The organism is Vibrio sp. Vb1127, from assembly GCF_033338735.1.
Taxonomy (GTDB): Bacteria; Pseudomonadota; Gammaproteobacteria; order Enterobacterales; family Vibrionaceae; genus Vibrio; species Vibrio alginolyticus.
The window spans coordinates 1-24,385 of the sequence record NZ_JAWOTF010000004.1; the positions used below are offsets into that span (position 1 = coordinate 1).

At 46.1% G+C, this 24,385-nt stretch carries 23 protein-coding genes; 7 read left to right on the top strand and 16 right to left on the bottom strand.

Translation table 11 applies throughout. The annotated features are described in order from the left end of the window. Positions 1-256: 256 nt before the first annotated feature. The 3 genes from R7H07_RS07900 to R7H07_RS07910 are packed head-to-tail and all read right to left on the bottom strand — an operon-like array spanning position 257 to position 3,133. Positions 257-679, bottom strand: coding sequence for a GtrA family protein (locus R7H07_RS07900; RefSeq protein ID WP_065274686.1), 423 nt, complete (start codon positions 677-679; stop codon positions 257-259). A 4-nt stretch (positions 680-683) separates the two neighbouring features. Then, positions 684-2,090 (bottom strand): ArnT family glycosyltransferase, encoded by a 1,407-nt coding sequence (locus R7H07_RS07905; protein ID WP_045412049.1) that lies wholly within the window; start codon positions 2,088-2,090, stop codon positions 684-686. 2 nt (positions 2,091-2,092) lie between these two features. After that, positions 2,093-3,133 (bottom strand): glycosyltransferase family 2 protein, encoded by a 1,041-nt coding sequence (locus R7H07_RS07910; protein ID WP_082240157.1) that lies wholly within the window; start codon positions 3,131-3,133, stop codon positions 2,093-2,095. Between the two features lie 152 nt (positions 3,134-3,285). Here R7H07_RS07910 and R7H07_RS07915 point away from each other — a divergent pair, with 152 nt between their 5' ends. The 3 genes from R7H07_RS07915 (at position 3,286) to R7H07_RS07925 (ending at position 6,252) form a co-directional block, all read left to right on the top strand. Further along, on the top strand, positions 3,286-3,963 hold the full coding sequence (locus tag R7H07_RS07915) for a response regulator transcription factor (RefSeq protein WP_065274687.1): 678 nt from the start codon (positions 3,286-3,288) through the stop codon (positions 3,961-3,963). Continuing rightward, on the top strand, positions 3,960-5,246 hold the full coding sequence (locus R7H07_RS07920) for a sensor histidine kinase (protein WP_017820496.1): 1,287 nt from the start codon (positions 3,960-3,962) through the stop codon (positions 5,244-5,246). Before R7H07_RS07915 ends, R7H07_RS07920 begins: the two co-directional genes overlap by 4 nt. Before the next feature lie 109 nt (positions 5,247-5,355). Then, complete coding sequence (locus R7H07_RS07925; RefSeq protein WP_206959675.1) at positions 5,356-6,252, top strand: 1-aminocyclopropane-1-carboxylate deaminase/D-cysteine desulfhydrase; 897 nt, start codon at positions 5,356-5,358, stop codon at positions 6,250-6,252. Between the two features lie 39 nt (positions 6,253-6,291). Here the strand turns inward: R7H07_RS07925 and R7H07_RS07930 are convergent, their stop codons facing one another. After that, positions 6,292-6,834 carry an isochorismatase family protein gene (locus tag R7H07_RS07930; RefSeq protein WP_054577054.1) on the bottom strand — a complete coding sequence of 181 codons (543 nt, stop codon included), beginning with the start codon at positions 6,832-6,834 and terminating at the stop codon, positions 6,292-6,294. 150 nt (positions 6,835-6,984) lie between these two features. Beyond that, entirely contained in the window at positions 6,985-7,845 is an 861-nt protein-coding gene (locus R7H07_RS07935) for a LysR family transcriptional regulator (protein ID WP_054577055.1), read from the bottom strand. 99 nt (positions 7,846-7,944) lie between these two features. Here R7H07_RS07935 and R7H07_RS07940 point away from each other — a divergent pair, with 99 nt between their 5' ends. Together R7H07_RS07940 and R7H07_RS07945 are read left to right on the top strand one after the other, a co-directional pair. Beyond that, positions 7,945-9,009 carry an HlyD family secretion protein gene (locus R7H07_RS07940; RefSeq protein ID WP_053349645.1) on the top strand — a complete coding sequence of 355 codons (1,065 nt, stop codon included), beginning with the start codon at positions 7,945-7,947 and terminating at the stop codon, positions 9,007-9,009. A 9-nt stretch (positions 9,010-9,018) separates the two neighbouring features. Next, positions 9,019-10,038 carry a DUF2955 domain-containing protein gene (locus R7H07_RS07945; protein WP_053349644.1) on the top strand — a complete coding sequence of 340 codons (1,020 nt, stop codon included), beginning with the start codon at positions 9,019-9,021 and terminating at the stop codon, positions 10,036-10,038. A gap of 1,197 nt (positions 10,039-11,235) precedes the next feature. Here the strand turns inward: R7H07_RS07945 and R7H07_RS07950 are convergent. Together R7H07_RS07950 and R7H07_RS07955 are read right to left on the bottom strand one after the other, a co-directional pair. Next, positions 11,236-12,264: a methionine synthase gene (locus R7H07_RS07950; RefSeq protein WP_047103352.1), complete on the bottom strand. Its 1,029-nt coding sequence runs from the start codon at positions 12,262-12,264 to the stop codon at positions 11,236-11,238. A gap of 30 nt (positions 12,265-12,294) precedes the next feature. After that, entirely contained in the window at positions 12,295-13,269 is a 975-nt protein-coding gene (locus R7H07_RS07955; RefSeq protein ID WP_065274688.1) for a DUF1852 domain-containing protein, read from the bottom strand. A gap of 1,097 nt (positions 13,270-14,366) precedes the next feature. On the opposite strand from R7H07_RS07955, the gene R7H07_RS07960 reads away from it, so the two are divergent. Beyond that, positions 14,367-15,284, top strand: a complete 918-nt coding sequence (locus R7H07_RS07960; RefSeq protein WP_005376731.1) for a leukocidin family pore-forming toxin — start codon at positions 14,367-14,369, stop codon at positions 15,282-15,284. Between the two features lie 75 nt (positions 15,285-15,359). Further along, complete coding sequence (locus R7H07_RS07965; RefSeq protein ID WP_206959674.1) at positions 15,360-16,043, top strand: topoisomerase I; 684 nt, start codon at positions 15,360-15,362, stop codon at positions 16,041-16,043. Between the two features lie 66 nt (positions 16,044-16,109). On the opposite strand, the gene R7H07_RS07970 is transcribed toward R7H07_RS07965, so the two are convergent. The 9 genes from R7H07_RS07970 to R7H07_RS08010 form a co-directional block, all read right to left on the bottom strand. After that, positions 16,110-16,814: an ABC transporter ATP-binding protein gene (locus tag R7H07_RS07970; RefSeq protein WP_130545155.1), complete on the bottom strand. Its 705-nt coding sequence runs from the start codon at positions 16,812-16,814 to the stop codon at positions 16,110-16,112. Positions 16,815-16,836: 22 nt separating this feature from the next. Continuing rightward, positions 16,837-18,120, bottom strand: a complete 1,284-nt coding sequence (locus R7H07_RS07975) for an ABC transporter permease (RefSeq protein ID WP_042523052.1) — start codon at positions 18,118-18,120, stop codon at positions 16,837-16,839. 2 nt (positions 18,121-18,122) lie between these two features. Continuing rightward, positions 18,123-19,337, bottom strand: coding sequence for an ABC transporter permease (locus R7H07_RS07980; protein ID WP_206959673.1), 1,215 nt, complete (start codon positions 19,335-19,337; stop codon positions 18,123-18,125). After that, positions 19,334-20,605 (bottom strand): TolC family protein, encoded by a 1,272-nt coding sequence (locus R7H07_RS07985; protein WP_042523056.1) that lies wholly within the window; start codon positions 20,603-20,605, stop codon positions 19,334-19,336. Before R7H07_RS07985 ends, R7H07_RS07980 begins: the two co-directional genes overlap by 4 nt. Continuing rightward, on the bottom strand, positions 20,598-21,731 hold the full coding sequence (locus tag R7H07_RS07990) for an efflux RND transporter periplasmic adaptor subunit (protein WP_186584819.1): 1,134 nt from the start codon (positions 21,729-21,731) through the stop codon (positions 20,598-20,600). The genes R7H07_RS07985 and R7H07_RS07990 overlap by 8 nt, the downstream gene beginning before the upstream one ends. A 228-nt stretch (positions 21,732-21,959) precedes the next feature. After that, positions 21,960-22,520 carry a GNAT family N-acetyltransferase gene (locus tag R7H07_RS07995; protein WP_080773719.1) on the bottom strand — a complete coding sequence of 187 codons (561 nt, stop codon included), beginning with the start codon at positions 22,518-22,520 and terminating at the stop codon, positions 21,960-21,962. A 3-nt stretch (positions 22,521-22,523) separates the two neighbouring features. Continuing rightward, positions 22,524-22,949: a GNAT family N-acetyltransferase gene (locus tag R7H07_RS08000; protein ID WP_042523060.1), complete on the bottom strand. Its 426-nt coding sequence runs from the start codon at positions 22,947-22,949 to the stop codon at positions 22,524-22,526. Positions 22,950-22,968: 19 nt separating this feature from the next. Beyond that, complete coding sequence (locus R7H07_RS08005) at positions 22,969-23,724, bottom strand: class I SAM-dependent methyltransferase (protein ID WP_042523062.1); 756 nt, start codon at positions 23,722-23,724, stop codon at positions 22,969-22,971. Positions 23,725-23,749: 25 nt separating this feature from the next. Then, positions 23,750-24,382 carry a class I SAM-dependent DNA methyltransferase gene (locus tag R7H07_RS08010; protein ID WP_206959672.1) on the bottom strand — a complete coding sequence of 211 codons (633 nt, stop codon included), beginning with the start codon at positions 24,380-24,382 and terminating at the stop codon, positions 23,750-23,752. Positions 24,383-24,385 lie beyond the last annotated feature (3 nt).

Genomic DNA, 24,385 nt, shown 5'->3' on the forward strand with positions numbered 1-24,385 from the left:
GAAGAGGTATTTGATTTAAGGGCGTCAAATGCCCCACTTCCTGAGCGTGAATACCTTTACAACGGCAAGTGGCAAACGGAATCTGAAATCGAACAATCAAAATCTGAACTAACGGCAGCCAAGGTATAAACCTTGGCTTATTTACCTTTTTACATCCCCCATGAAAAGCTTTAGGTTTACTCTGATGTACAAAAAGAAAAATTGGTTCAAATAACGAATTTTTAACTCGAGGATAGGAGAGTAAGCCCGAACCTTTCTATCCTCTACTAAACACCCATTTTGCACTGAGTAAATAGTTACTCACCATGCCTGCCAATATGCCTAAGATCAAAGCCAAATAGACCATCACTCCTTGCGTTCCAAGCGCGAGCGTTACGCCTTTGAACACAATAAAGTTCGGCAAAGCACTGATACAGGCACTCGCCATAAATTTTTGCCATTGAGCGAAAGGGTTGGTTTTTTCTGCTTGAGAGAAAGTCAGCCAGCGATTGCCAAGCCAAGTCGTGGTTGCTGCAAACAAAAATGCTATCCCACGAGCCAGCATCAGCTCCAGACCAAACCAATGGAACAACACAGAAAAGATAAGGGTGTCGACCATAAAGCCGACACCACCTACCAGAGCAAACCTTGTTAACGAAGCAAACCTTTCTAACGAAGCAAACTTTGTTAATTTGCGCATTCCGTTACCCAACCACACAAGTGTAGAGTGAGCGTTTCGATTTTGCTGTGAACTCATTGGTACAACTCAACGCATTTTCATGAATCATGCTATCCACTTGCTGCGATTTACCAATCAGGTGGAATTTCTTCAGATTGTTTAAGTCATTCTTGTCTTCAAGCTTTTTCGCCTGACCATGACTATAGAACTGGCCTGAGAACGGGCGCTTACCAATATAAAAGACCGGAGCGTTGTCATTAATTTGCGCGAAGATGATGCGGTCGCTGCGACTATCTGCTTTGCCCATATTCAAAACCAACATCGCAATCATAAGCAGGGCTGGCAACACCGCTGCCGTTCCGGTCAGCCATTTGAAATCGTGTTTATCCACCAGCATCGCAATCAAGATACCTAATGCAGGCACACCCGGTAGCACGTAAGCAGGCAAAATATTCCCAGCCATGGTGAACAAGATCATTGGAGAAATCAGCCAACACATCAGGAAGCTAAATAAACCTTGATGATCGGTTTCAATGGCTTTGAGTACCTTACGACGTTTCCATGCCAAAATAGGCAATACGATTGACCAAGGCGCAGCCGATTGCAGCCAGAATACCCAGATCATCCCACGTGGTTGATCATGAGCAGAGCCATAAAGGTCCCCTTCCCAACCGCTGACAACAAAACGCTTAAAGTGCTCGCCAACAATGAAGTAATCAATAAATCCAGGCGTCGCCATTTCAGCCATTATGTACCAAGGTAGAGCAATCGCCAGCATGAGCGCCAACCCCGATACAATTGGAAAACGCTGCCACAAGGCTTTGAAGGCACCAAAGAAACCATGCTGAATCACGAGCCAAGGAAATACTGCGATGCCCATGATCACGATCGCCACTGGACCTTTCGCTAACAGCCCGCAAGCCAAGCCAAAGAAACCGAGGTAACCCCACAGTCGGCTGTGTTTGTCTTTGCCGAGCCAGCAATAGTAAAAACCAACCATCGCCATCGTCATTGCCAACGTCAGTGCCATGTCTGTCATCACCGCACCCGCCGCAATTGAAAAGATGCCACACGTCGCCAGTACCAACGCTGCGATGACTGCATTAAAGCCAGCGCGATGCGCCATGAAAGCAACAAAAACAATCGTCGCAACACCCGCTAACCAATGAGGCGCGCGCACTGCAAATTCATTCAATCCAAACAGCTCAATGCCGTAAGCACTCATCCAAGTGAACAGGGGGGGCTTCCCCCAGAAAGGCACGCCGTAATCAAACTGTGGGGTAAGCCAATTGCCGGTTTCCACCATTAAGCGCGCCATTTCGCCGTAGCGGGCTTCCGTGGTGTCCATCAAAGGGTAAGCGGCAAGTGAAATAAGACGGAGTAAAAGAGCAAACGCCAACAACAACCACAGATGGGTTTTATTAATACTCATGATTACGCGGTTTCTCCCAATTTAAACTTCATGGTTTGGATGGATTGATGTTTTGCAGGCTGCTCGTAAACAGACTGAACAAGATAAAGAGGACGTTGCTTGGTCTCGACAAAAATGCGGCCAATGTATTCGCCCAAAAGGCCAATCGACAGCAGTTGCACACCGCCCAAGGCAAGTTGGACGACCATCATGGATGGGTAGCCAGTGACAGGCTCACCAAACACAACAGTTTTCATCACTATGAATGCGCCATAGATAAAGGCACTGAACGCCACCAATGCACCGGCAAGTGTCGCTAAACGCAAAGGACGAATGGAAAACGAGGTGATGCCGTCCATTGCAAGGCCAATCAGCTTGAGGTAGTTCCATTTGGTTTCACCACAGAAACGAGCGTCACGCTCAAATTGAACCGTCACTTGCTTGAAACCCGGCCAAGAGAAAATGCCTTTCATGTATCGGTTACGCTCTGGCAACGCATTGATGTGTTTAACCACTTTTGCGCTCAGTAGACGGAAATCGCCCACGTTCTCCGGCACATCCAATTTCGCCATGCTATTAAGCACTTTGTAAAAGCAAGCGGCCGAGAAGCGTTTGAACCAAGTTTCACCGTGGCGTTCACTGCGCTGCATGTTCACTACGTCATACCCTTCACGCCATTTTGATACCATTTGCGGGATCAACTCCGGCGGGTCTTGCAAGTCAGCATCAATCACGATCACCGCTTCACCTTGACAGTGTTCCAGCCCCGCACTCATGGCGGACTCTTTGCCGAAGTTACGGCTTAGTGCAATACAACGAACGTCGCTAGAAGATTGAGAAAAGTTTTGCGCGATCATTAGGCTGTCGTCTTTGCTGCCGTCGTCCACATAGACGATTTCGCAGCGTTCTGGCATTTCATCCAAAACGGCGGCTAAACGACGATGAAATTCAGACAAGACTTCTTGCTCGTTAAAGAATGGCACCACAACAGACAAAACTGTTTTAGGCTCAGTGTGTTGGCTCACCTTTGAAAAGGTTGCAGCGTGAATGTTGAAGGTTGACATGCTACTCTTCCACTAAATCCGATGAATGAATCCAGTCTACAAACATCAATGTGAAAGAGATGTTGTTGACATCTTTTTCACGTTCTTAGTGAATAATGTTCGGTTAAGACGAAGTCTTATTTTCGAAAACCCGCCCACTTGGAGAGAAATACATGAAACGCGTACTTTTAGTCGAAGATAATCGAGAAATCGCAGGCATGCTGTTCGATTATTTTGAGTGTGCAGGTATGGAACTCGATTATGCAGACAACGGCGAGCTCGGCCTGAAACTGGCGATGGAAAACACCTTCGACATCATCTTGCTCGACCTCATGCTGCCACGCATGGATGGCCTGACCATGTGTAATAAACTTCGCGACGCGGGCAACAACACACCGGTACTTATGCTGACGGCGCTCGATAGCCGTGACGATATGCTCAAAGGCTTCCAACACGGTGCGGATGACTATCTGACCAAACCTTTCGATCTGGATATTCTTGAAGCGCGCATGATGGCACTGATCCGCCGTTACCGTGGCACTGTCACATCGAGCAAATTGGAATACGGTGAAGTGTCTATCGACCCAAAAACGCGTAAAGCTTATCGCCAAGATAAACTGTTGGCGCTAAACCCTACCACTTACACCATTCTGGAAATGCTTGTGAAAAGCGCGCCAGACGTAGTGACACGCGAAGAAATTGCCTTCCAACTTTGGCAAGAGAACGAGCCGAACAACGACGTTCTGCGCAGCCACATTTACCAACTTCGCAACCAACTTGATAAGCCATTTGAACAACATGTGCTTATCACCGTGCCGAAAGTTGGCTTCCGCTTGGAGACAGGTGCATGATCAATCGCTTACTTGCTAGCACGCAAAGCACACAAAGTATGACAGGGCGACTCGCTCTGTTTTTCTCTTTTGTGTCGGTCGTGATTGGCATCTTCTGCTTTTTGTTGATTACCGGCTCCCTGCTTTGGTCTGAAGACCGCGTGGGCGAGCGTCGTATTATGGTCGACAAAAAAGAAGCAATTGAACATTTCCAGTCCCACCCAGAGCAAGGCAGTATTCAGCTTGACCTGCTCACCACTGCATACAACGACATCTCATTGGTTGCCGAGCGCTATCAAAAATACCTGATTGGTCAAAAGCACTTTCTTGATGAAGTAGAAGACGGTGAATACTCGCGCATGGTTTACATGAGCACTTACACCTACAAAGGCGTTGAACATCCCGTTATTCTGGTTTCCTTGATTGATGAAATCGAGATCACCTCAGAGGAATTCATTCTCGTCGTCGCTATGGTGCTGTCCATTGTCGCCGTGCTGGTGTTCCTGTTTGGTAGCCTCCTGCTGCGCTTATCACAACGCTTGATTGAACCCGTCAATGCGCTTAAAACTCAACTCGACCATCATCAAGGCGATGCTACGCAAACTTTTAGCGTGCCAGAGGGCTCGGCCAAAGAGTTCCAAACCCTCGCGGATGAGTTGAATGAGTATCGCCACAAAATCAACCAAGTCATCAAGCGTGAGCAAGCCTTTGCACGATACGCAAGCCATGAACTGCGTACACCGTTAACCGTAATGAAAGGCTCAAGCAGTTTACTGGCAAGAAGTGCGAACACGGATTTCCAGACCCGCCAGGTGAACCGAATTCAAGATGCAACGCAGCAGATGTCGACTATGGTGGATGCCCTACTCGGCTTAGTGCGTTACGAGCGTAATGCAGATGATTCACCAGTGCGCAGCATCACCGAAGAAGAACTCATCCAAATCATCTTCCAAAGCCAAGCTCAGGCGGATGAGAAAGCACTCAGCTTTGATGTACAGATCGACGGAAACCCAAAAACGCGCGCTACCAATGCTGTGTTGACCATTATTCTTGGCAACCTGATTCGCAACGGCATCGCCGCGACACCATCGGGATCAATTCATATCAGCATCGGGGAAAACACCATCTCGGTACGTGATGAAGGCGAAGGCTTTTCGACCATTCCACATTCTGATGGGCACGGATTGGGTTTGATGATTGTGGATGATTTATGCCAGCGTTATGGCTGGCAATTTAAGATTGGTACACATCCAGAAGGTGGTTGTGAGGCGGTGATTGACCTTACGTCAGAGCATCAGGAATAACCGAAATGGTTGTACTGAAACACAGACTTTTTATCTGGGTTTAATGGCGTTACACTACGCGCCCTTTTTAAATGGCAAAGGTGACACGGTTTATTCCGTCAGCATCGACATGAAACTCTCAGAAAGTCCTATCACCCAACATAGCTTTAATGGGCACAAATTTTTCCTTAAACGTGACGACATGCTCCACTCCCACTTTTCTGGGAACAAAGCACGTAAGTTTATGACGTTAATGGAAGAGCAAAATCCCGACATCACCACGTTAATAAGCTTTGGCTCCGCTCAATCTAATGCCATGTACTCGCTAGCGGCTCTCGCCCAGATTAAAGGTTGGGCATTTGAGTTTTATGTTCATCACATTCCATCTTGGCTAAAAAGCTCCCCCATCGGAAACTATCGCGGCGCTCTCGATTTGGGTATGAAAATCACTGCCATGCAAGACATCGGTAGCGAACTCCACCCTAGTGAATACATCCACCAGGTACGAAGATTAGATGAGTCGACATTGCTTATTCCTGAGGGTGGACGTTCCCACCTCGCTGAAGCTGGCATCAAACAGTTAGCACGAGAAATTCTTGATTGGACGCGATTGAGAGGTAAAGAACAGTTTACCGTCGCCCTGCCATCAGGCACTGGCACGACCGCTTTATATCTTCATAAACATTTAAGCCCACACGGCATAGAAATGCTAACTTGCCCTTGCGTAGGCAATGCAGATTACTTAACTGAGCAGTTCAACCAGCTCGGTGAAAACAGCCACCCAACCATTTTAACCGTGCGCAACAAACACCATTTTGGTCGCTTGTACGAAGAAGATTACATCACATGGAAAGCGCTCTTTGAGCAAACCGACCTCGAATTTGACCTGTTATACGACCCGTATATGTGGCAATGCCTCACCCCTTGGTTGGAAGAGAACACTGATAAAACGGTGATTTACATTCACCAAGGCGGGTTACTTGGCAACGAGTCGATGTTGCCAAGGTATCAACGAGAATTTGAATAGCGTGTTCAAATAAAGTTGTTGCTGATTACAATGATTACACTATTTGATGAGCGCCAGAATTTCTTTGAATTCAGGTGCTCGGCAATCTTCGACCATTTCATACAAACACATTTCTAGCCCAGTGAGCACCACACCGTTAGCGGTTAACTTCGCAAGAGCGAGCGCCTTATTGGCAGCGGTTCGGGAAGATACACAATCCGTGACTAATTCAACGCGATAACCGGACTGACGCAGAGAAACCGCGGTTTGATAGACGCAAATGTGGGACTCAATACCGCAAACCAACCAGGTATCCACTTTTACGTTCTCCACCGCGACGTTAAACGTCGCCTCTTTGCAGCCATCAAACGTGTACTTGGTAATAGGTAAATGCGTGCTTTCAAGCACTTCACGAATCGGCTCCGCGGTTGGGCCCAACCTTTCTGGATTCTGTTCTAGCCACAGAATAGGCAAATTTAGTGCTTTGGCACCCTTTACCAGTTTCGTGATATTTTCAATCAGTGAGTCGCTTTCATGCATTAATGTAGCGAGTTTGCCCTGAACATCTACCACAATCAGGCCCGTGTTTCCTTTCGATAACATTTCCACCTCCTATCTTGTGCGACCACAAACCATACTCAACAAGTTGAGCAACAGTTAATGTATCAGAATCCTTTCATATTAGAGCACTAAAACCTAGAAAGATGATCTTCGCTCACACATTTGCTCTTAGTTAAGAGTGGTTTGAACTGACTATTTAAATTTCTCTCGAATTAGCTCAATCAAGGCTTTGACTTTATTGGGCAGAAATAAGGCCGAGGGATAAATCAGAGTAAGATGCTGCTTCGGATGCGCGAATTGAGGCAGCACCTCGACCAACAAACCGTCTCTCAGTGCAGGCTTGGAGTGAATTTGAGGAATAAACGCGATGCCGTTTCCTGCTATCGCCATCGAGCGCAGCAAGTTGAGGTCATCCGAACGCAACGCGACATGCAAATCTGAATCGAGCAAATCGGCATTGTAACGATTAGTTAAAAGGCGATGTTGCTTAAGATCTTCAACCATTTTTACTGGCGGATGCGATTCTAGATAGGCTTTTGACGCAACAAAGTGACTACGATAAGGCAAAAGACTGAACTGCACATAGCTGTCATCGGTGACTTTGACTACGCTCGGAAGAAGCTGCAAATCAAACGATTGACGCTTGAGATCGACACTCTCTTGATGGTTTTCAATCTCGACCGAAATCTCCGGATACCGCGTTGTGTACTCGGTGATGATCGCGTTAAACGCGGCAGAGCTCATCAATGCGGAAGGAATGGCTAAACGCACCTTGCCCGTCAGCTCTTGTTGATATTCATGCATGGCATTTAAACCTTGCTGAATATGGTCAATAGGCTGCCCCACCAACTCAAACAAGCGTTTCCCGTGCTCCGTCAACTCAATGCTGCGTGTTGTGCGGATCAAAAGCTGTACCCCGAGCGATTTCTCTAATTCTTGCAGGCGACGACTCACTTTTGAGCGTTGTAGTTGATTCGCCTCTGCCGCTGCACTTATACCGCCGTGAACCACCGTCTGAGTGAATAGGTAAATATCATCAAAATTAACGTTCATTGTCCTATTTTTAGGTCATTTATGTTCGTATTATCATTCTACTGAATTGTGAGTGACTTCTCTATAATCCGCTATCCAATATGTTTAACGGAACTTGTAATGACGGCTGACCAAAAATTCAAACACTGGATGCGAACTTTGATTGTCCTGTTCATCGTACTATTTTTGTACATTATCATTGCTGACCGCCACGCCCCCTTAACGACCGAAGGACGAGTGCAAGGATACGTTGTCCAAGTCGCACCCGAGGTATCTGGTAAAGTGACCGACGTTCTCATCGAGAATAACCAGTCCGTTCAAAAAGGCGATGTGTTGTTTACGATTGATGATCGTAAATACAAGATAGCACTTGAACAGGCGGAGCTGTCTCTGCAATCCGCTTATGAAAAAGAAGCAACGCTGTATTCTCAACGCGAAGCCGCTCTTGCCAATATTGCCCGCGCACAAGCGACATTTGATAATGCACACCGCGAATACAACCGCTTACTGACGTTATCGAAGCAGAAAGTCATCTCTCAATCGACACTCGATAATGCCTTTGCCCAAAATCAGGTATCACGTGCAGCGCTTAAAGCGGAACGACAAAACTTAAAAGTCATTGAGGCGCAATTAGGCGATCAAAAAGGTCAAAGCACCGCCGTTCGAATTGCCAAAAACGGCATCGAAAAGGCGCAACTTGATTTGGCAAATACCGCGGTACTCGCTCCCAGTGATGGTGTCGTGACCAACCTGCAACTAGAAGTTGGCACGATGGCAAACACCAACATGCCATTGCTGACATTTGTACCAACAGGATCACTCTGGGTAGCCGCTGATTTTCGTGAAAAATCCGTCGCGAACATAGACAAGACTTTCCACGCCTTGGTCACATTTGATGCCAACCCAGGTTCGGTGTACGACTTTGATTTAGCTAGCCGCGATTACGGTGTAGCAGCCGCACAACAAACGCCTAATGGCGCACTAACCAAAGTGGAAGTGAACAACCGCTGGGTACGTGATGCGCAGCGTACACGAGTGAACCTAACCAGCAGCGAAGAGTTACCACCAGCACTGTTTGTCGGCTCTCGCGCTACCATTGTTTTGTACCCAGACAACAGCATTTTCTGGCAGTTGATGGCGCAAGCACAGATTCACCTCGCAAGCTGGTTCCACTTCATTTACTAGGCGGCGACAATGAAAACCTTACGAATTTGGTTCGGCTGCTCTTTAGGGCTAGCGCTAAGCATGATCTTCGGTTGGTCTTACGGATTTTTTGCCATCATGATGCCGCTGTTTATATTGGGCAGAATGGACAACTTTAATATTTCGGCTTTATTGATCGTGTTTTTCTCTGCGGTGTGGACAACCATACAAGCCACATTTTTGCTGGAATACTTGCAGTTTCATCCAACATTAATGACCGTTGCCGTCGGAATCATGATGCTGTTCAAGTGCATTGCAATGATGAACCAGAAAACCTATTTGTTTGGTTACATGGGGCTGTTGGTGGGTTCAATTGTGTTGAATTTTGCCAGCTATAACTTCATGGATATTGAAGAGTTCAACGTCAACATGTGGGTGATGGCGTTCAGCAATATTTTTGTTTGCGCATTCGCGTATTGGTTGTTCCCTGAGCCAAAGTCCCCCGCCGAGCACATTGAGATGTCGACCCCAGTAAAAAGCGATATTGACTACATCAGCCAAGTTGCTATGGGTTGGGTAGTGGCGATGGTGGCATTTATCGTATTCCAAGTAGCGGACTTATATGACTCGCTGTCCGCACAAGCTTCCATTTTGATCATCCTAACCCCAATGACTTTAGCGGGCTCGCTCGCCATGGCAAAAATTCGCATCATCGGCACCGCACTAGGCTGCATCGCAGGGATGGCTGTTCAGCTCATATTGGGCAGTTGGTATGGGCATGGGCTACTCTTTTGGCTCGCCTTTACCATTGCGATGGGGCCATTCTGCTTGTGGCTCACCAAGGGGCAAATTAAAGCGGCTATCGCGTTTTCTGCCATGTCTGCCCTATCGGTTCCGCTGACGACCTCATTGGTGCCAGAACAAAAAGACGCGTTCTTTTCGATCTTGTACCGTTTCAGCTCGATTTTCGTTGCTGTTCTGCTCACCGCGATGGTGATGTGGGTGGTGCATCACTGGATTCGTGTGATATTGCTAAAGCATCCTGAGATGAAGAACGTGGAGTTGAATTAAGCCTTGGCAGAGGCTGGAAACGGGAAATGTATGTCGCTCACTTTACTGTGAGCGGCATTTTTATTTAAAACGGTCACCCTAAACATCGAGGAACGAGCGTGGTTCAGGATCGACTCACCGAGTGCTGTGAAGTTCTAAGGTTATCGTCATTTCCTAGCGAGCTGTAACCCGATTCCTAGTCTCACTTAAACTCGCTGGAATGACCCTATCTTGGAGCTGCTCACATATCGGTTTTGTGGCGAGCGATGTATCTTCCAACATCCATCATCCTGAACAGCGAGGGACGAGCGTGATTCAGGAGCTACCCACCGAGTGCTTTGAAGTTCTAAGGTTATCGCCATTTTCCAGTGAGTTGTTAGTAGATTCCTAGTCTCGTCTAAACTCGCTGGAATGACCCTATCTTGAAACTGCTCTAATACCTAGGGTTGTGGCGAGCAATATATCTTCCAACATCCGTCATCCTGAACAGCGAGGGACGAAGTGATTCAGAATCTACTAATCACGTGCTTTGAAGTGCGAAAGTTATCGTCATTTACCAGCGAGCTGTTATCAGATTCCTAGTCTCGTTTAAACTCGCTGGAATGACGCTATCTTGAAACTGCTCTAATAACTAGGGTTGTGGCGAGCAATATATCTTCCAACATCCGTCATCCTGAACAACGAGGGACGAGGTGATTCAGGAGCTACCCACCGAGTGCTTTGAAGTGCGAAAGTTATCGTCATTTCCTAGCGAGCTGTAATCAGATTCCTAGTCTCGTCTAGACTCGCTGGAATGACCCTATCTTGGAGCTGCTCAAATATCGGTTTTGTGGCGAGCGATGTATCTTCCAACATCCATCATCCTGAACAGCGAGGGACGAGGTGATTCAGGAGCTACCCACCGAGTGCTTTGAGGTTCGTAGACTATCGCTATTTCCCAGCGAGTTGTAATCAGATTCCTAGTCTCGTCTAGACTCGCTGGAATGACCCTCTCTTGGAGCAGAACCAATACCTAGGGTTGTGGCGAGCAATGTATCTTCCAACATCCGTCACCCTGAACAACGAGGGACGAGGTGATTCAGGAGCTACCCACCGAGTGCTTTGAAGTGCGAAAGTTATCGTCATTTCCTAGCGAGCTGTAATCAGATTCCTAGTCTCGTTTAAACTCGCTAGATTGACCCTAATTTTAGTTCATGGTGCGGAGCCTAAGTATTAATATCAACCCACCAACTCTTTACGAATGATCTCCGCACCCGCACTTAACGCATTGAGCTTAGCGGTCGATACTTCACGAGACAAAGGTGCCATACCACAGTTGGTACATGGGTAAAGCTTGTCGGCATCAACGTACTTCAACGCCTCTCGCAATGTGTTCGCTACTTCTTGTGGCGTTTCAATTTCGTTGGTAGCGACGTCAATCGCACCAACCATCACCTTCTTACCGCGAATCAACTCAAGTAACTCAATAGGCACTCGTGAGTTATGACACTCAAGCGAGATAATATCGATATTTGACTGCTGCAATTTAGGGAATACTTCTTCATATTGTCGCCATTCAGTGCCTAGCGTTTGCTTCCAATCTGTGTTCGCTTTGATGCCGTAGCCATAGCAGATATGCACCGCCGTTTCACATTTCAGCCCTTCAATCGCACGCTCTAAACATGCAATGCCCCACTCGTTCACATCATCAAAGAACACATTGAACGCAGGTTCATCGAATTGAATGATATCGACACCTGCCGCTTCAAGCTCTTTCGCTTCTTGGTTGAGGATCTTTGCAAATTCCCAAGCCAGCTTTTCACGGCTACCGTAATGATCATCATAAAGTGTGTCGATCATCGTCATAGGGCCTGGCAGCGCCCACTTGATAGGTTGCTTAGTTTGCTGACGCAAGAACTTGGCATCTTCAACAAACACGGGCTTTGTGCGGCTTACTGGGCCAACCACAGTCGGAACACTTGCTTCATAACGGTTGCGAATGGTCACCGTTTTGCGGTTTTCAAAATCTACGCCGCTTAAATGCTCAATAAAGGTCGTCACAAAATGTTGGCGAGTTTGCTCGCCATCACTGACGATATCAACGCCTGCCAGTTCTTGTTCTTGCAAAGCGACACGTAACGCATCGCGTTTGCCATCAATCAGTTCTTCACCTTGCAGTTTCCACGGTGACCAAAGTTTTTCTGGTTCCGCTAGCCAAGAAGGTTTCGGCAAGCTGCCAGCCGTTGAAGTCGGTAATAGTGTTTTCATCGTCATTCCTTTCTAGATTCTCGTTGTCGATTACGCGTAGTTTGCAGACCATTGTTCAAGCACAGATTGATAAGGTTTGATGAAATGCTCCTCGGCAAATTTCCCTTGTTCAATTGCCAGTTGGCTGCGCTCTTCTCGGTCGTAAACGATTTGAGTTAGCGAGTGGTCTAGGTTTTTTAGGTTTGGCTGGTAGCAATTACCGGCAACCGCGTTGGCATTGTAAATCTCAGGTCGGTAAATCTTCTGGAATGTCTCCATCGTGCTAATCGTACTGATAAGCTCTAGGTTTGAATAATCGTTCAACAAGTCACCGAAGAAGTAGAATGCCAACGGTGCAACGCTGTTTGGCGGCATAAAGTAGCGCACCTGTAAGCCCATCTTCTTGAAGTACTGCTCCGTCAACGAAGATTCGTTCGGCTGATATTCAAAGCCCAAAACAGGATGTTGATTTTCGGTGCGTCGGTATACCTTGTTGTCCGATACGCTCAGACAAATCACTGGCAGCTTTTTGAAATGCTGTTTATAAGACTCAGAATTAACGAAAGCTTTGAACAGTTTGCCATGCAAATCACCGAAGTTCGCTGGGATGCTGAACTGTGGCTGGTTTTTGTTGTGGTCCAACAGCAAAACGCTAAAGTCGTAATCACGAACGTATGAAGAGAAGTTATTGCCCACAATGCCTTCGATGCGCTCGTTAGTGTTGTGATCAACAATGTTAGTTTTGAGCACTTCAATCGATGGGAATGCTTCTCCACTACCTTGGATATCCATATCAACAGAGATGATTTCAAGTTCAACTGAGTAGCGGTCACCTTGCGCGTTATCCCAATATGCCAACGCATTAAAACGATTATCGATCATTCGGAGCGCATTGCGCAGATTCTCTCGGCGGTGGTTTCCGCGAGCCAGATTAGCAAAGTTGGTAGTGATTCGCGTGTTGTCTGATGGTTGGTAATTCTCATCAAAGCGAATGCTTTTGATAGCAAATGTGAAATCGTTATTCATCGTGAGTTGGTATCCTATTTCCTTAGATAAAGCAGACTTTTCCTAACTCTGTGCATGGGGACATTTTTTGTTTTTTGGTTTTCCCAATCGTTAGGTTGCACAGCACTTACGACGAACGGTTCGTACAAAAAACGACCGTCGCAGTGCCTAACACCAGAGCAGTCCTTTTTTATACTTGCTTCACGAGTTGAGTAATATTGGTATTGTTTCACATTGAACATGAAGGAAATTCATAGTGGCAGTTCCAACCCTGAGAGAGCTATCGTAGATACTGTTTTTCATTGACACCAATACACGTAACTTGGCGAGCATATTGCCAATATGTGTAATTAAGAAACGGATAAGAGATTAGCAGTACATAAACCAGTTTAAGCCGAGAAAACGCATTGTATGAACAAGGCACCAACTGGAATATAGGACAGCGTAACTTAAATAGCACTTTTCACACTCCATCGTTTATTCAAGCATTCGTTTAATTAGAAGTACGTTACATTTTATATTCTCGAAACATGATTATTTAATAATCTTATTTATTTCTTTTTCTATCTTTACCATCTTAAACGTAAAGTTTAATTTCCTGCTGTAAAAGCACATATAACTTCATACACGAACATGGCAACTTCATTGACGGACTTTATCACTAAACTATTACATTAAGCTCTAAAAAATAATAACAAAAAACATAAATCACTGTTTTAATTTGAATTAAACCCATAAACCCGAGATAACCACATAACGATACTTTACTTAATTTGGTATAAAAAAAACCCTAAAAATAACATGGCTAACATTTATAAAATTCACTTTTATCAATAGAAAATCTCAACACAACATTAGAAAATTAAAATTAAGCAATAACTTAAAAAGACAAGACTTAATAACCAAATTCTTATTTATTATAGTTGAGTGGTGAATTTAAAAACTATGAGACATTAATCCCACGAATCTATCCTTTTTCTTTTTTTAATAAAAAACAAGATGCACTATTTCACCGCTCATTTATTGAGCTTGAATTTATAACCTGTCCATAATTATAAAGTGCCCATCAAGATGGTTTAAAACAAAAGTCTTTATGGGCTGACTAATAGGAAAAAATAATGGAAAAACAGCATCTTTCTGCGAGTATTATCGCACTCGCTTTACTTGGTTCTTTAGCACCAGCACATGCTGAAGATACATTGAAATCTTACACTTCGACGTTGCTTCAGCTTGATGATGGTGATGCACGCTCGAAAAAAATCCGCTTAATTTATTCTTTAGAAAATGTCTGGAACCAATCTTTGCTACCAAATGGCGCTAAAGAAGCCAAGTTGATCCTAAATGGCGGTTCTGGCTTCGACATGACTAATGTTCCAAACAAAGAACAAATCTATGGTTTTGCCACTGGGGGAGATTACCGTTACACCGTTCCAACGGCTTTTAAGCTGGCACTGAGCTATTTAAATGGCGCCCCTTTACGCCACATGAGCCATGCTCCAGAAAACACCATTGCAACGGCATCTGTCAGTGAGTCGCTAGATTTTAACCTTGGATTCAGTGCTTCTACTTCTCCAAATATTAGTGGGGGAATCTCCTGGAGCAACCGTGTAACGTACGACCAGCCAGAGTTTCAAACGGTTGCCGATTTTAACCAAGCTAACGAAAGCATTAATTGGTTAATTGAAAACAAGACTATCCGCCATAATACGCCAGCTAAAGACTGGTTATTGTATCGTTGGACCAGTTGTGACATGGGTAATTTGATTGATTACAATGAGTTACCTGTCGTTATGCGTTCAGACTTTAAACCACAAGTCGGCGTCGTATATAGAAAAAATGACATTCAAGATGGCCTAGATACATCAGAGGTCAAGCTGGTTGCTGGTTGGCGAAAAACCAATTACTACTTTGGTCGCGACTGGTGTAGCTGGTATACCACTCCAGAAAATACCTGGAAGAAAAATCGTGATAGCAGTCAATGGACAGAGACTAGCCGAGCCGTAACTATCTCTTGGAATGACGATCTCTACCACTAACTTATTAGCCTGCGGCCACGGAATAAATAAGTGGCCGCCGTATTTACTAATGAAATAAACGGTAAGACATGACACATGACAAGTAACAAAAAACTCTTGACTGGATCGGCGCTAGCACTTGGTGCAGTACTCGCCATATTTCTGATTAATTCAAATAACAAGAATGCCCAGACCGAACCTGTTGCAAGCCTTGACGAGCAAATCAAGACAGAAGACGCTGCTACAATAAGTGTAACGCCTCCTGAGAGCAATGCTGCTCAAAAGGTGGTTACCGCTCCAACACCACAAAGTCGCAATGATGATACTTCCGACGTCATTCCAGCTACACCTTGGATATCTGCCCCATTAAATGACCTGAGCAATGAACTGTACTATTTTATTGAAGCTGAACAGGTAAGTTACATCAGTACGACCGACTATCCATTCGACGAGCAAAAGCAAAAACAATTGCGAACATTAGCTAAGCAAGGGGTTCCTATCTTGTTTGACAATACGGAGTCATCCTATTTGGATAGCTACGGTGTCAGCGAAACCAAAGTCGTATCAGAGTATTTTGGTACGGCGTCTGAAGGTGATGTCATCATCGCTACCGGAGTACAGAATGCAGATGGCAGCATTCATTATCTAGTTTTGCCTTTGAAGAGCAAAGATCTCAACGATAACAGTAAATTGATTGAGGACACTAAGCTCGCAATCACTCTACTTAAAGAACAAAAGCATGACTTGATAAAAGAGAGACAAAACGAACATCGCGAATAAAAAGTAAAGGGAGATAGCCTCTGTATCGCTATTTCCCTTAAAACTCAGTTCTCAATTAAGAAAAGCTCATTTCTCCCTACTTACCGGCACCCTATCCGAAATTACCTTGCCGTCTTTGATGGTGATGATGCGTTTAGTGCGCTCTGCCAGAGCGTTATCGTGCGTCACGATGATTAAGGTTCTACCTTCGGCGTGGAGTTGGTTGAACAGAGCTTCGATCTCAGCACCAGATTTTGAATCCAATGCACCCGTTGGTTCATCCGCTAAGATGATTTGCGGATCGTTGACCAAGGCTCTTGCAATCGCAACTCTCTGCTTTTGACCACCAGAAAGCTGGTTTGGTTTATGGTCTAAACGATCCCCTAGCCCGACTTGCTCTAGCAATTTAGCTGCGCGCTGGCGACGTTCTTTGGCTTTGATACCAGAGTAAACCAACGGCAGTGCCACGTTATCAAGCGCCGTCGCGTATTCCAATAAGTTAAAGCTTTGGAAGACAAATCCGATCTTTTGGTTACGAATGCCAGCCAGCTCATTCGCACTTAAACTTGCGACGTTTTGGCCGCCAAGTTGGTACTCGCCATCGGTGGGCTTATCTAAACAACCGAGCATGTTCATCAACGTTGATTTACCCGAACCGGACGGGCCAAGAATCGAAAGAAACTCGCCTTGATTAATGGTTAAGTCAACGCCGTCTAGCGCGCGAACTTCCGCCTCCCCGCTTGAGTAGTATTTGCAGATGTTGGTCAGCTCAACAAGCGGCTTGTTCGACATGTTCTCTCCAGAGTTATTGTTGTTATTCACTTTGTAGCGCCTCCAATGGGCTGACTTTTGCGGCTCGGTTTGCAGGTAACCATGCAGATGCCACACCAATTATCACTAAGGTGAGGATGACAATCGCGACAACGATCCACGACAACTCAGGGACAGGTTTACCCAGTTGTTCATAAAAGGCATTGCCCTCTAAAGGAATGGAACTGATGGCAGACACCAGCGCGTACGTCACGGCTAATCCAAGCGCGCCCCCCATCATCATTGTCAATAAAGACTGCACTAAATAGTGCATGCGAATGGCCGTTGGGGTTGCACCGACTGCCATGCGCACGCCGATATCACGCGTAGATCGCTTTACGGTGGCATACATCACATTGGCGATGCCAACGCCAGCAACAGCTAACGTCACGAAGCCGATAATGCCAAGAAAACTCTGCAAACCTATCAGAAACTGCTGCATACTCTTTTGCTTAAGGAACATATCATCGACTTGGACGACCTGTTCATCACTGACACTTGCCCCGTGCTTACGGGCAATCACTTGCCTGATCGTCTTTGCTAAGGCTTCTCGGTCTACATCCGCTTGTGGTTGCACATTGATGCCACCAATTTCACCGTTGACATGAAATCGCTTCCACGTCGCTAACGGCACAAAGCTGGAATAGTTGATAAGATCCCCCAGTTCTATTTGGGCGCTGTTTTTCTCCAATACGCCCACAACGGTGAACTCCTCATTGCCGATTTTTACCTTTTGCCCCACAGGGTTGACTTGCAATGTGACTGTCGCAAACCAACTAAAGTCCTCATTCGGGTTGAATAAGTCGGCTGCCAGTTCATAACCCAGTACAACGACTTTGCGCGTCTCTTTTTGATCGAGTGGATTTAACCATCGTCCCCCCGCCATCGGCACCAAATTGGTCATGGATTGAAACTCGCTCGTGACCGCTAACGGCTCTTGCCACGAGCTTCTGTCACCAACGGTGATGCGCTCTTTCCACTTCGCAGTTGGCGCAACGCTTTTTACATCGGGTAACGCTCGAACGATCTCTGAATCGTCCATTTTTAATGTCAGAAATTTACCTTGGTGAAAAGCACCGTGGTCGACGGTGGCCATCCCTCCGGTCAAATAGATCAAGTTGCCGTTACCATTTTGTGCAGTTTTCAATACGCCCTGACGAATACCCTCACCTACCGCCAACATAGCAGCGATACAGAGGGTCGCCCACGCTACAGCCAGAATGGTCAAACCCAATCTCAGCTTTTCTGCGGCCATTTCTTGGAAAATTTGTCTCATCGGTAACAGCATGACTAGGCCCTCGCACTCAAAGCAATGACTGGCGTGAGACGCGATGCTCGCCTTGCTGGGAAATACGACGCCATCAATGCCAAGATAAGCGTCACAAGTAAAGACCAAACAATGGAATCTGGCGTGATCACAGGCAAACCAATCCATTCCGGTAATGCCATGCTGCTTAGGACAGACACCACTGCATACGAAAACATCAGACCTAATGCCGTGCCCACGGCTACCAAAATAAGCCCTTCAAGAATAAACTGACTGAGTATGGATTTTTGAGTCGCCCCGATCGCTAAACGCACACCGATTTCACGCGTGCGCTCCGTGACAGATAAAAACATGATGTTGGCAACGCCAAGCGCACCGACCGCCATGGTCATCGCACCGCTCGCTCCGAGAAAAATCTGAATGCCACGCAAAATTCCACTGATGACCGCCGCACCTTCACTAAAATCGGGTAATTCGACCGCATCTTTATCACTTGGGTCAAAATGAAGCTGCTTGGCGAAAAAGTTCACGATATTTTGTCGAAACGACGGTGCATCCATCCCGTCTCTCGGCTTCATCAATACCATCCAAGGTTCCGCATCCCACAAATCGCGGTACGTTGTTTGAGGAATGAAAACCGTGCGGCTATCGCCGAATGAAATGCCAGTGTCCTCACCAACGGTTATCCCAATCACCAAAAACGGAATGCCGTTGACTTTGAGCCTATCCCCGATTTGGATTCCGCCCATTTGCGCAATTTGATCGCCTAACACTGCCACGCGAGTGTGGTTTTTCATATCACTTGGTGACAGGTTTCTCGAACCGAATTGCAGCTTGCGTTGTATTAAAGGAAAGTAAGACGTATCAATACCGCTGACCGTACTCGATAAATTCTGTCCTTTGAGATTGGTGATATTCGCATCCCATTTGGCGTAAACGCTCGACGCCTGTTGCACAAAGCCTGACTGTTTGATCATGTCGACTTTTTCTTGTGGAATATCAATTTGTCGCCTTGAAGGTAACCCTTGCCACGGTTTACTGGTACTCGACGGAAACACCACTTGCATATTGTTGATCATAAATGAAAACGACTGAGTCTGATGGCGATAAAAGCCTTCGCCAAGTGCGATTAACACCACCACAGAGATCACGCCCCAAGCAATCGCGATAATGGCTAGAACGCTCTTCATGCGGTGCGCCATCAACGTTTGCCAAGTTTGTTGCAATAGGCTGCTCATGAATGAAAAGCCCGAGAGATCAACGCCATGGTATCGTCATCGAGTTTCCCTGCGGTTTGCAGTAAGCCGATTCTCTTACGCCAGTAGCTGTACAAGTTGGTTTGCAGACTGTTTTTCGCCTCAAACAAGCTGTTGTGTGCGCTGATAACTTCCGACACTTCAAGCAGACCAGCGTCGTAAAGTTTCTCTTTGCTTTGCAACACTCTGGCGCGCGACTCAACCAGCTCGTTCGCTATCAAAACTTGATTCCAGTTGATATCGACCTGAGTAAACTGCTGAATAACTCGTTTCTGAATATCAATTTCCACTCTACGCATATCTTGCTTGGCGCTTAAAATGTTCAACGATGCTTCGTCCACTTTCGCTCGCACTGCACCATTGAGGTCAATCGGCAAACTCAAACTAATCCCAGCGTTAAACTCGCCGTTTGAACGATTGTCACCATCGCTGTAGCCCACACTGCCTTTGACGGTTGGGTAGTATCCACCTTTAGCTGAATCTTTCGCGAACTCGCTCGCTTTCACCATCTGCGCCGCCACCAACAGCTCTGGACTGCTGTCTTTAGCCAGCTTTAGCCATTGCTCCTGAGAATCCACCAGCATCGGCGGCTGAATCAAAGAATCCGTTCGAATTTGGTCGACACTCTCCGGCATTTGATTGATTAACGCCGCAAGCTCTGCTTTTTTCACTTCGAGATCGGCTTTTGCATTGAGGATACTTGCTTGCTCAGAAACTTGATTCGCTCGCATCTCTTCAACATCAACCGACTTCACTTTGCCTGCTCGATAGCGTTTCTCGATGATGTTGAGAAGTTCCTTCCCCTCCTCCAGCTTGGACTGCGCCAATTTGAGGTCGCCCTTTGCGCTTGCCACATCTAGGTAAGCGGTGAGCAACTTCTGCGCAAGCTCGTTATGTGATTGAGATAGCTCTAACTGTGCTTTGAGATAATTGGCATTCGCTTGATCCAGTTCCGACCACAAACTGCTATCCCAAATAGTTTGAGATAAGGTAGCGCCGTAACTGTTGGAATGGCTTGAGGACTCATTCCAATCCGCTGACGCACTGGCACTTAAACCCGGCAATAACGCACTGCGGCTACTCTGTACGCCAACCTCGCCAAGCTGGACGCCGATTTTCGCTTTTTCGTAATTTGGATCGTTCTGCTTTGCTTGTTGCCAAGCTTGTTCAATAGAAATTGCGTAGGTCGGCAAACTGAGCGTGGCAGCCAACAATGCAAAGGCGATTGTTGATCGTTGCAGCTTAACCATGCGCCGCTCCCATCATACTGTTGTCGATAACCTCTTCATCAAGCTCCACGCCGTCAAGCACTTCGACATTGATGCCATCTGACAGACCGAGTTTCACAGGTTGTTTATGAAACCCTTGTTCTGAGCTATCGGGGATCAGAACATTCGGTGCGTCACCATCAAATTGCAGAGCGCGCTCCGGTAGCGTGAGTACGTTTTCAGACTTCTTAAGAATGATTTGAGCCGTCGACGAAAACCCAGAACGAAGCAACACATCTTGTGGGATCTTGAGTTCTCCCACTTCAACCTCAAAACCGTTATCAAAACTTTTTGCCGAAGCATTGCCCTCTGGTGAGTTAAGGTTCTCAGATTGAATCGCCACTTTGGTTAGCACACCAGAAATCGCCACATCAGGATAAGGCGCAACCGTCAACATAACGGGCATTCCCGGAGACAACTGCGCAGCATCATGCTCACTGACGCTGCCTTTAAAAATCAGACTGTTCATGTCGGCCAATGAAATCATTTCAGTCGCGGCTTGGCTTGATTGAGTCGAGATGATCGGCTCTCCGACCTCTACTTTCTGGTTGAGTACCGTGCCATCAATTGGCGCGTAGATCGTCGACGTTAAACGCGCATCACCGATAGACGCCTCACCACTGCGGATGAGTTCGAGATTCTGGCGCTTTTGCAATACGTCCGCTTGCGCAGATTTGACTGCCGAGCGCGCACTTACGTATTCGTCGTAGTTACTTGGAATAATGTCCTGCTTGACCAAGCTTTCTAAGTTGGACAGTTTTTGTTTGGCGGATTCCAGATCGGCTTCGCTACGCATGAGTTCTGCCGATGCATCCGTTAATGCTTGGGGTGTTGGGTTTGGACGCACTTTGATCAGCGGCTGGCCTTGCTTCACCTTTTCACCAACTTTCGCGTAAATTTCACCGACGATACCGTCAATTTGTGACTTGATAGACACAGAGTGTGCAGGGACAATTTTACCAACAGCCACCGCTTGTTTTTCAATCGTGCCTTTTTCCACAATCAATGTAGGCAGTAATTCTGGTTGAGCAGCAGATTGGAGATAGAAATACGTACCACCGCCGAGCAGCGCAATGCTCACAGCGGAGACAAGCCAACGTTTCGTCATTATTTATTCCAACAATTATTGGGTAGTCTAATGACTACTCCTAAAACACAAAGTTGAAGGAATAATATCCTGCTTTAATAGAGGTTTGGTTGTCACAGTTGGTATGGTTTTGTCAGTCACCTCTGACAATCAAAGACTAAAAAAATCTCGAGGAATCATTCAGCAAAGACGCTGTCTACGATGGCGACTAACATGCTCTGTAACCGCTCGTTTCAACCGCTATCAATTTCATTCTGAACAATGTGCAAAATGGCGCAGTTCGATATCCTCCAATTGCATATCCATACAGTCTTGCGCCTCACGTCCTAGAGCAGGAAAAACTGCATGCGCTTTTAAAATGCCTTGGCTGATAAAGCCGCATTTCTCCAACACACGGATACTCGTGTGGTTGCCAATATGCGGGGCGGTGCGAATGCGCGTTATACCCAAGCTTTGCAGGCAGACAACGCCAAGTTTGCAGGCTTGGGTTGCATAGCCTTTTCCCCGATAGCGAGCAGAAATACCAAAATGGATTTCACTGCTGTCTTGCTCAGGTATCAGCACCAGACAACCAATAGGAGTTTGAGAAGTGAGTTCTTCAATAGCGAAGACTAAGAGATTGGGAGACTTTTGATCATATTGAGCACGCCATCTTTCGATAGCTTCAAGGGTTTGATTAACATTTTGGTGGACTTGGCGATTGAGGAAGCGGCATGCTTGCTCATCGCCTAAATAGTTTTCAAACAGGGGAGCAGCGTCTGTTGTTTTGAGGTGTCTGATTGCCACTTGTTGAGATTCAACTCTCATCATGATTTAGCTCTGATAAACATTCGGTTTCCAGATTTGCATGAAGTTTTCTACTGGAGCAATAGGAGTGAACCCAAACTGTTCGTACAACCCATGAGCATCGCGGGTTGCAAGCATCATACGGCGTAAGCCTTGTAGTTCTGGATGAGCAATAATTTCTGAGATCAACCACTTACTGATGCCTTTACCACGGTGTACCTCCACAACAAACACATCGGCTAGGTACGCAAACGTGGTACGATCGGTAATTAACCGAGCAAAAGCAACGAGTTGATTTTCGTCATCCAAAACCGCAAAACAGAACGAATGGCGCAATGATTTCTCCAGGCGTTCTCTTGGAATGCCCTTTCCCCAATAACTGTTTGAAATGAACTGGTAGATAACGTCTAAATCCATGTCATCTAACGACGTGGTAATTCGAAACCCTTGCATTGTATCCCCCAACATTGATTTATATTTTCTCAGCCAAACAGACAAGCGAGTTGGCATTCGCCTCAAATGCTTGCGATGACCAAGACTGGTACTTCTCTATGATTCTGAATCCCGCTTGTTCAAGGAAAACGTCTATGTCTTCCAGCGGACGATATTTTAAATCAATGCTGGAATGCTCAATCATTCCACCTTCAAAATGGCGCTCTTTCTTCAAATACATGATGGATGTTTGCAAGTCATACTCGACCTTCATACCGAAATAATTCACTTCACCATAAGTTGGAGAAACATAGGTTTGCCACAGTGCCATCTCATTATCCAATTCTAGATTTTCTGGCGTTGGTAACCGCGTATCGAAAACAAATCGCTTACCTTTTTCGAGGTGTCTTGATATTGAGCTCAGTGCACCTGCTAGCATCTCATCACTTAAAAAGGCTTGGAATGCATTCCCTGTCATTATGGCTAGGTCAAACTTCTTACCTAACGAAAACTGGGTTGCGTCGAGATGAAGAAAACGCAAGTTACTCCTGCTTTTGGCTTTGTCCTTTGCGTGTTTGAGCATCCCTTCAGAAATATCAATGCCAATGGCGTCGTTGAGTTGCTCAGAGACTGGAATCGTGACAATGCCGGAACCACAACAGACATCCAATACACTTCGAGCATTGGTTTCTTCGATTAACCTTGTGATGAAAGCAATTTCTTGATGGTAATGCTGGTCGTATTGAGCATCGTATTCAATGCCCGACCCGAACTCGGTTAAATCTTGTGTTTTCAAAAACAGTCCTTGTTTGTTACTTATTTCAGCGGTGTGACTTTTTCAGCTCTAGCATCAAGTATCGACACACATAACCAACACCAGATACGTAACCAATCACATTTTCTAAGGAAACCACTTCCAACCCAGCTGGCTGACAGAGTTGCTCAACTTCACTTTCGGTATATGCCTTATGCACGACCGATCCACTATAAGTATTTCGAGGCAAATCTTGTCCATCCGGATCGTGGTATTGAAAGCTGATAAAACATCGTCCATTCGCAGTTAGCTTATGCGAAATGCACTCCAGAAGTTGTTGAGGCTTTGCTAGAAACTCAGTAAAACCAAGTGCGGTGATAAGGTCGAAGGTTTGCTCAAACAAAGGGGAAAATGGCTCATCGAGATTATGAACCGCGACACTTTGATAGAGGCTAGTTTGGCGCGCTTTATCAACCATTTTGGACGAGATGTCTAAGCCATGGATGGCGAGTTCTGGATAGTGACTTTTTACGACATGGCCGATACTGCCAGTCGCACAGGCTAGGTCGAGAACCGAGCCTTGCTCGATGGGAAAGGTTTTTAACTTCTCAGAAATCCAACGTGGACCGACGTAGTGACTGCCATCCACCAACTTTTGATAGCGATCCGACACATCATCATACATTTTTGCTACGTTCATCGT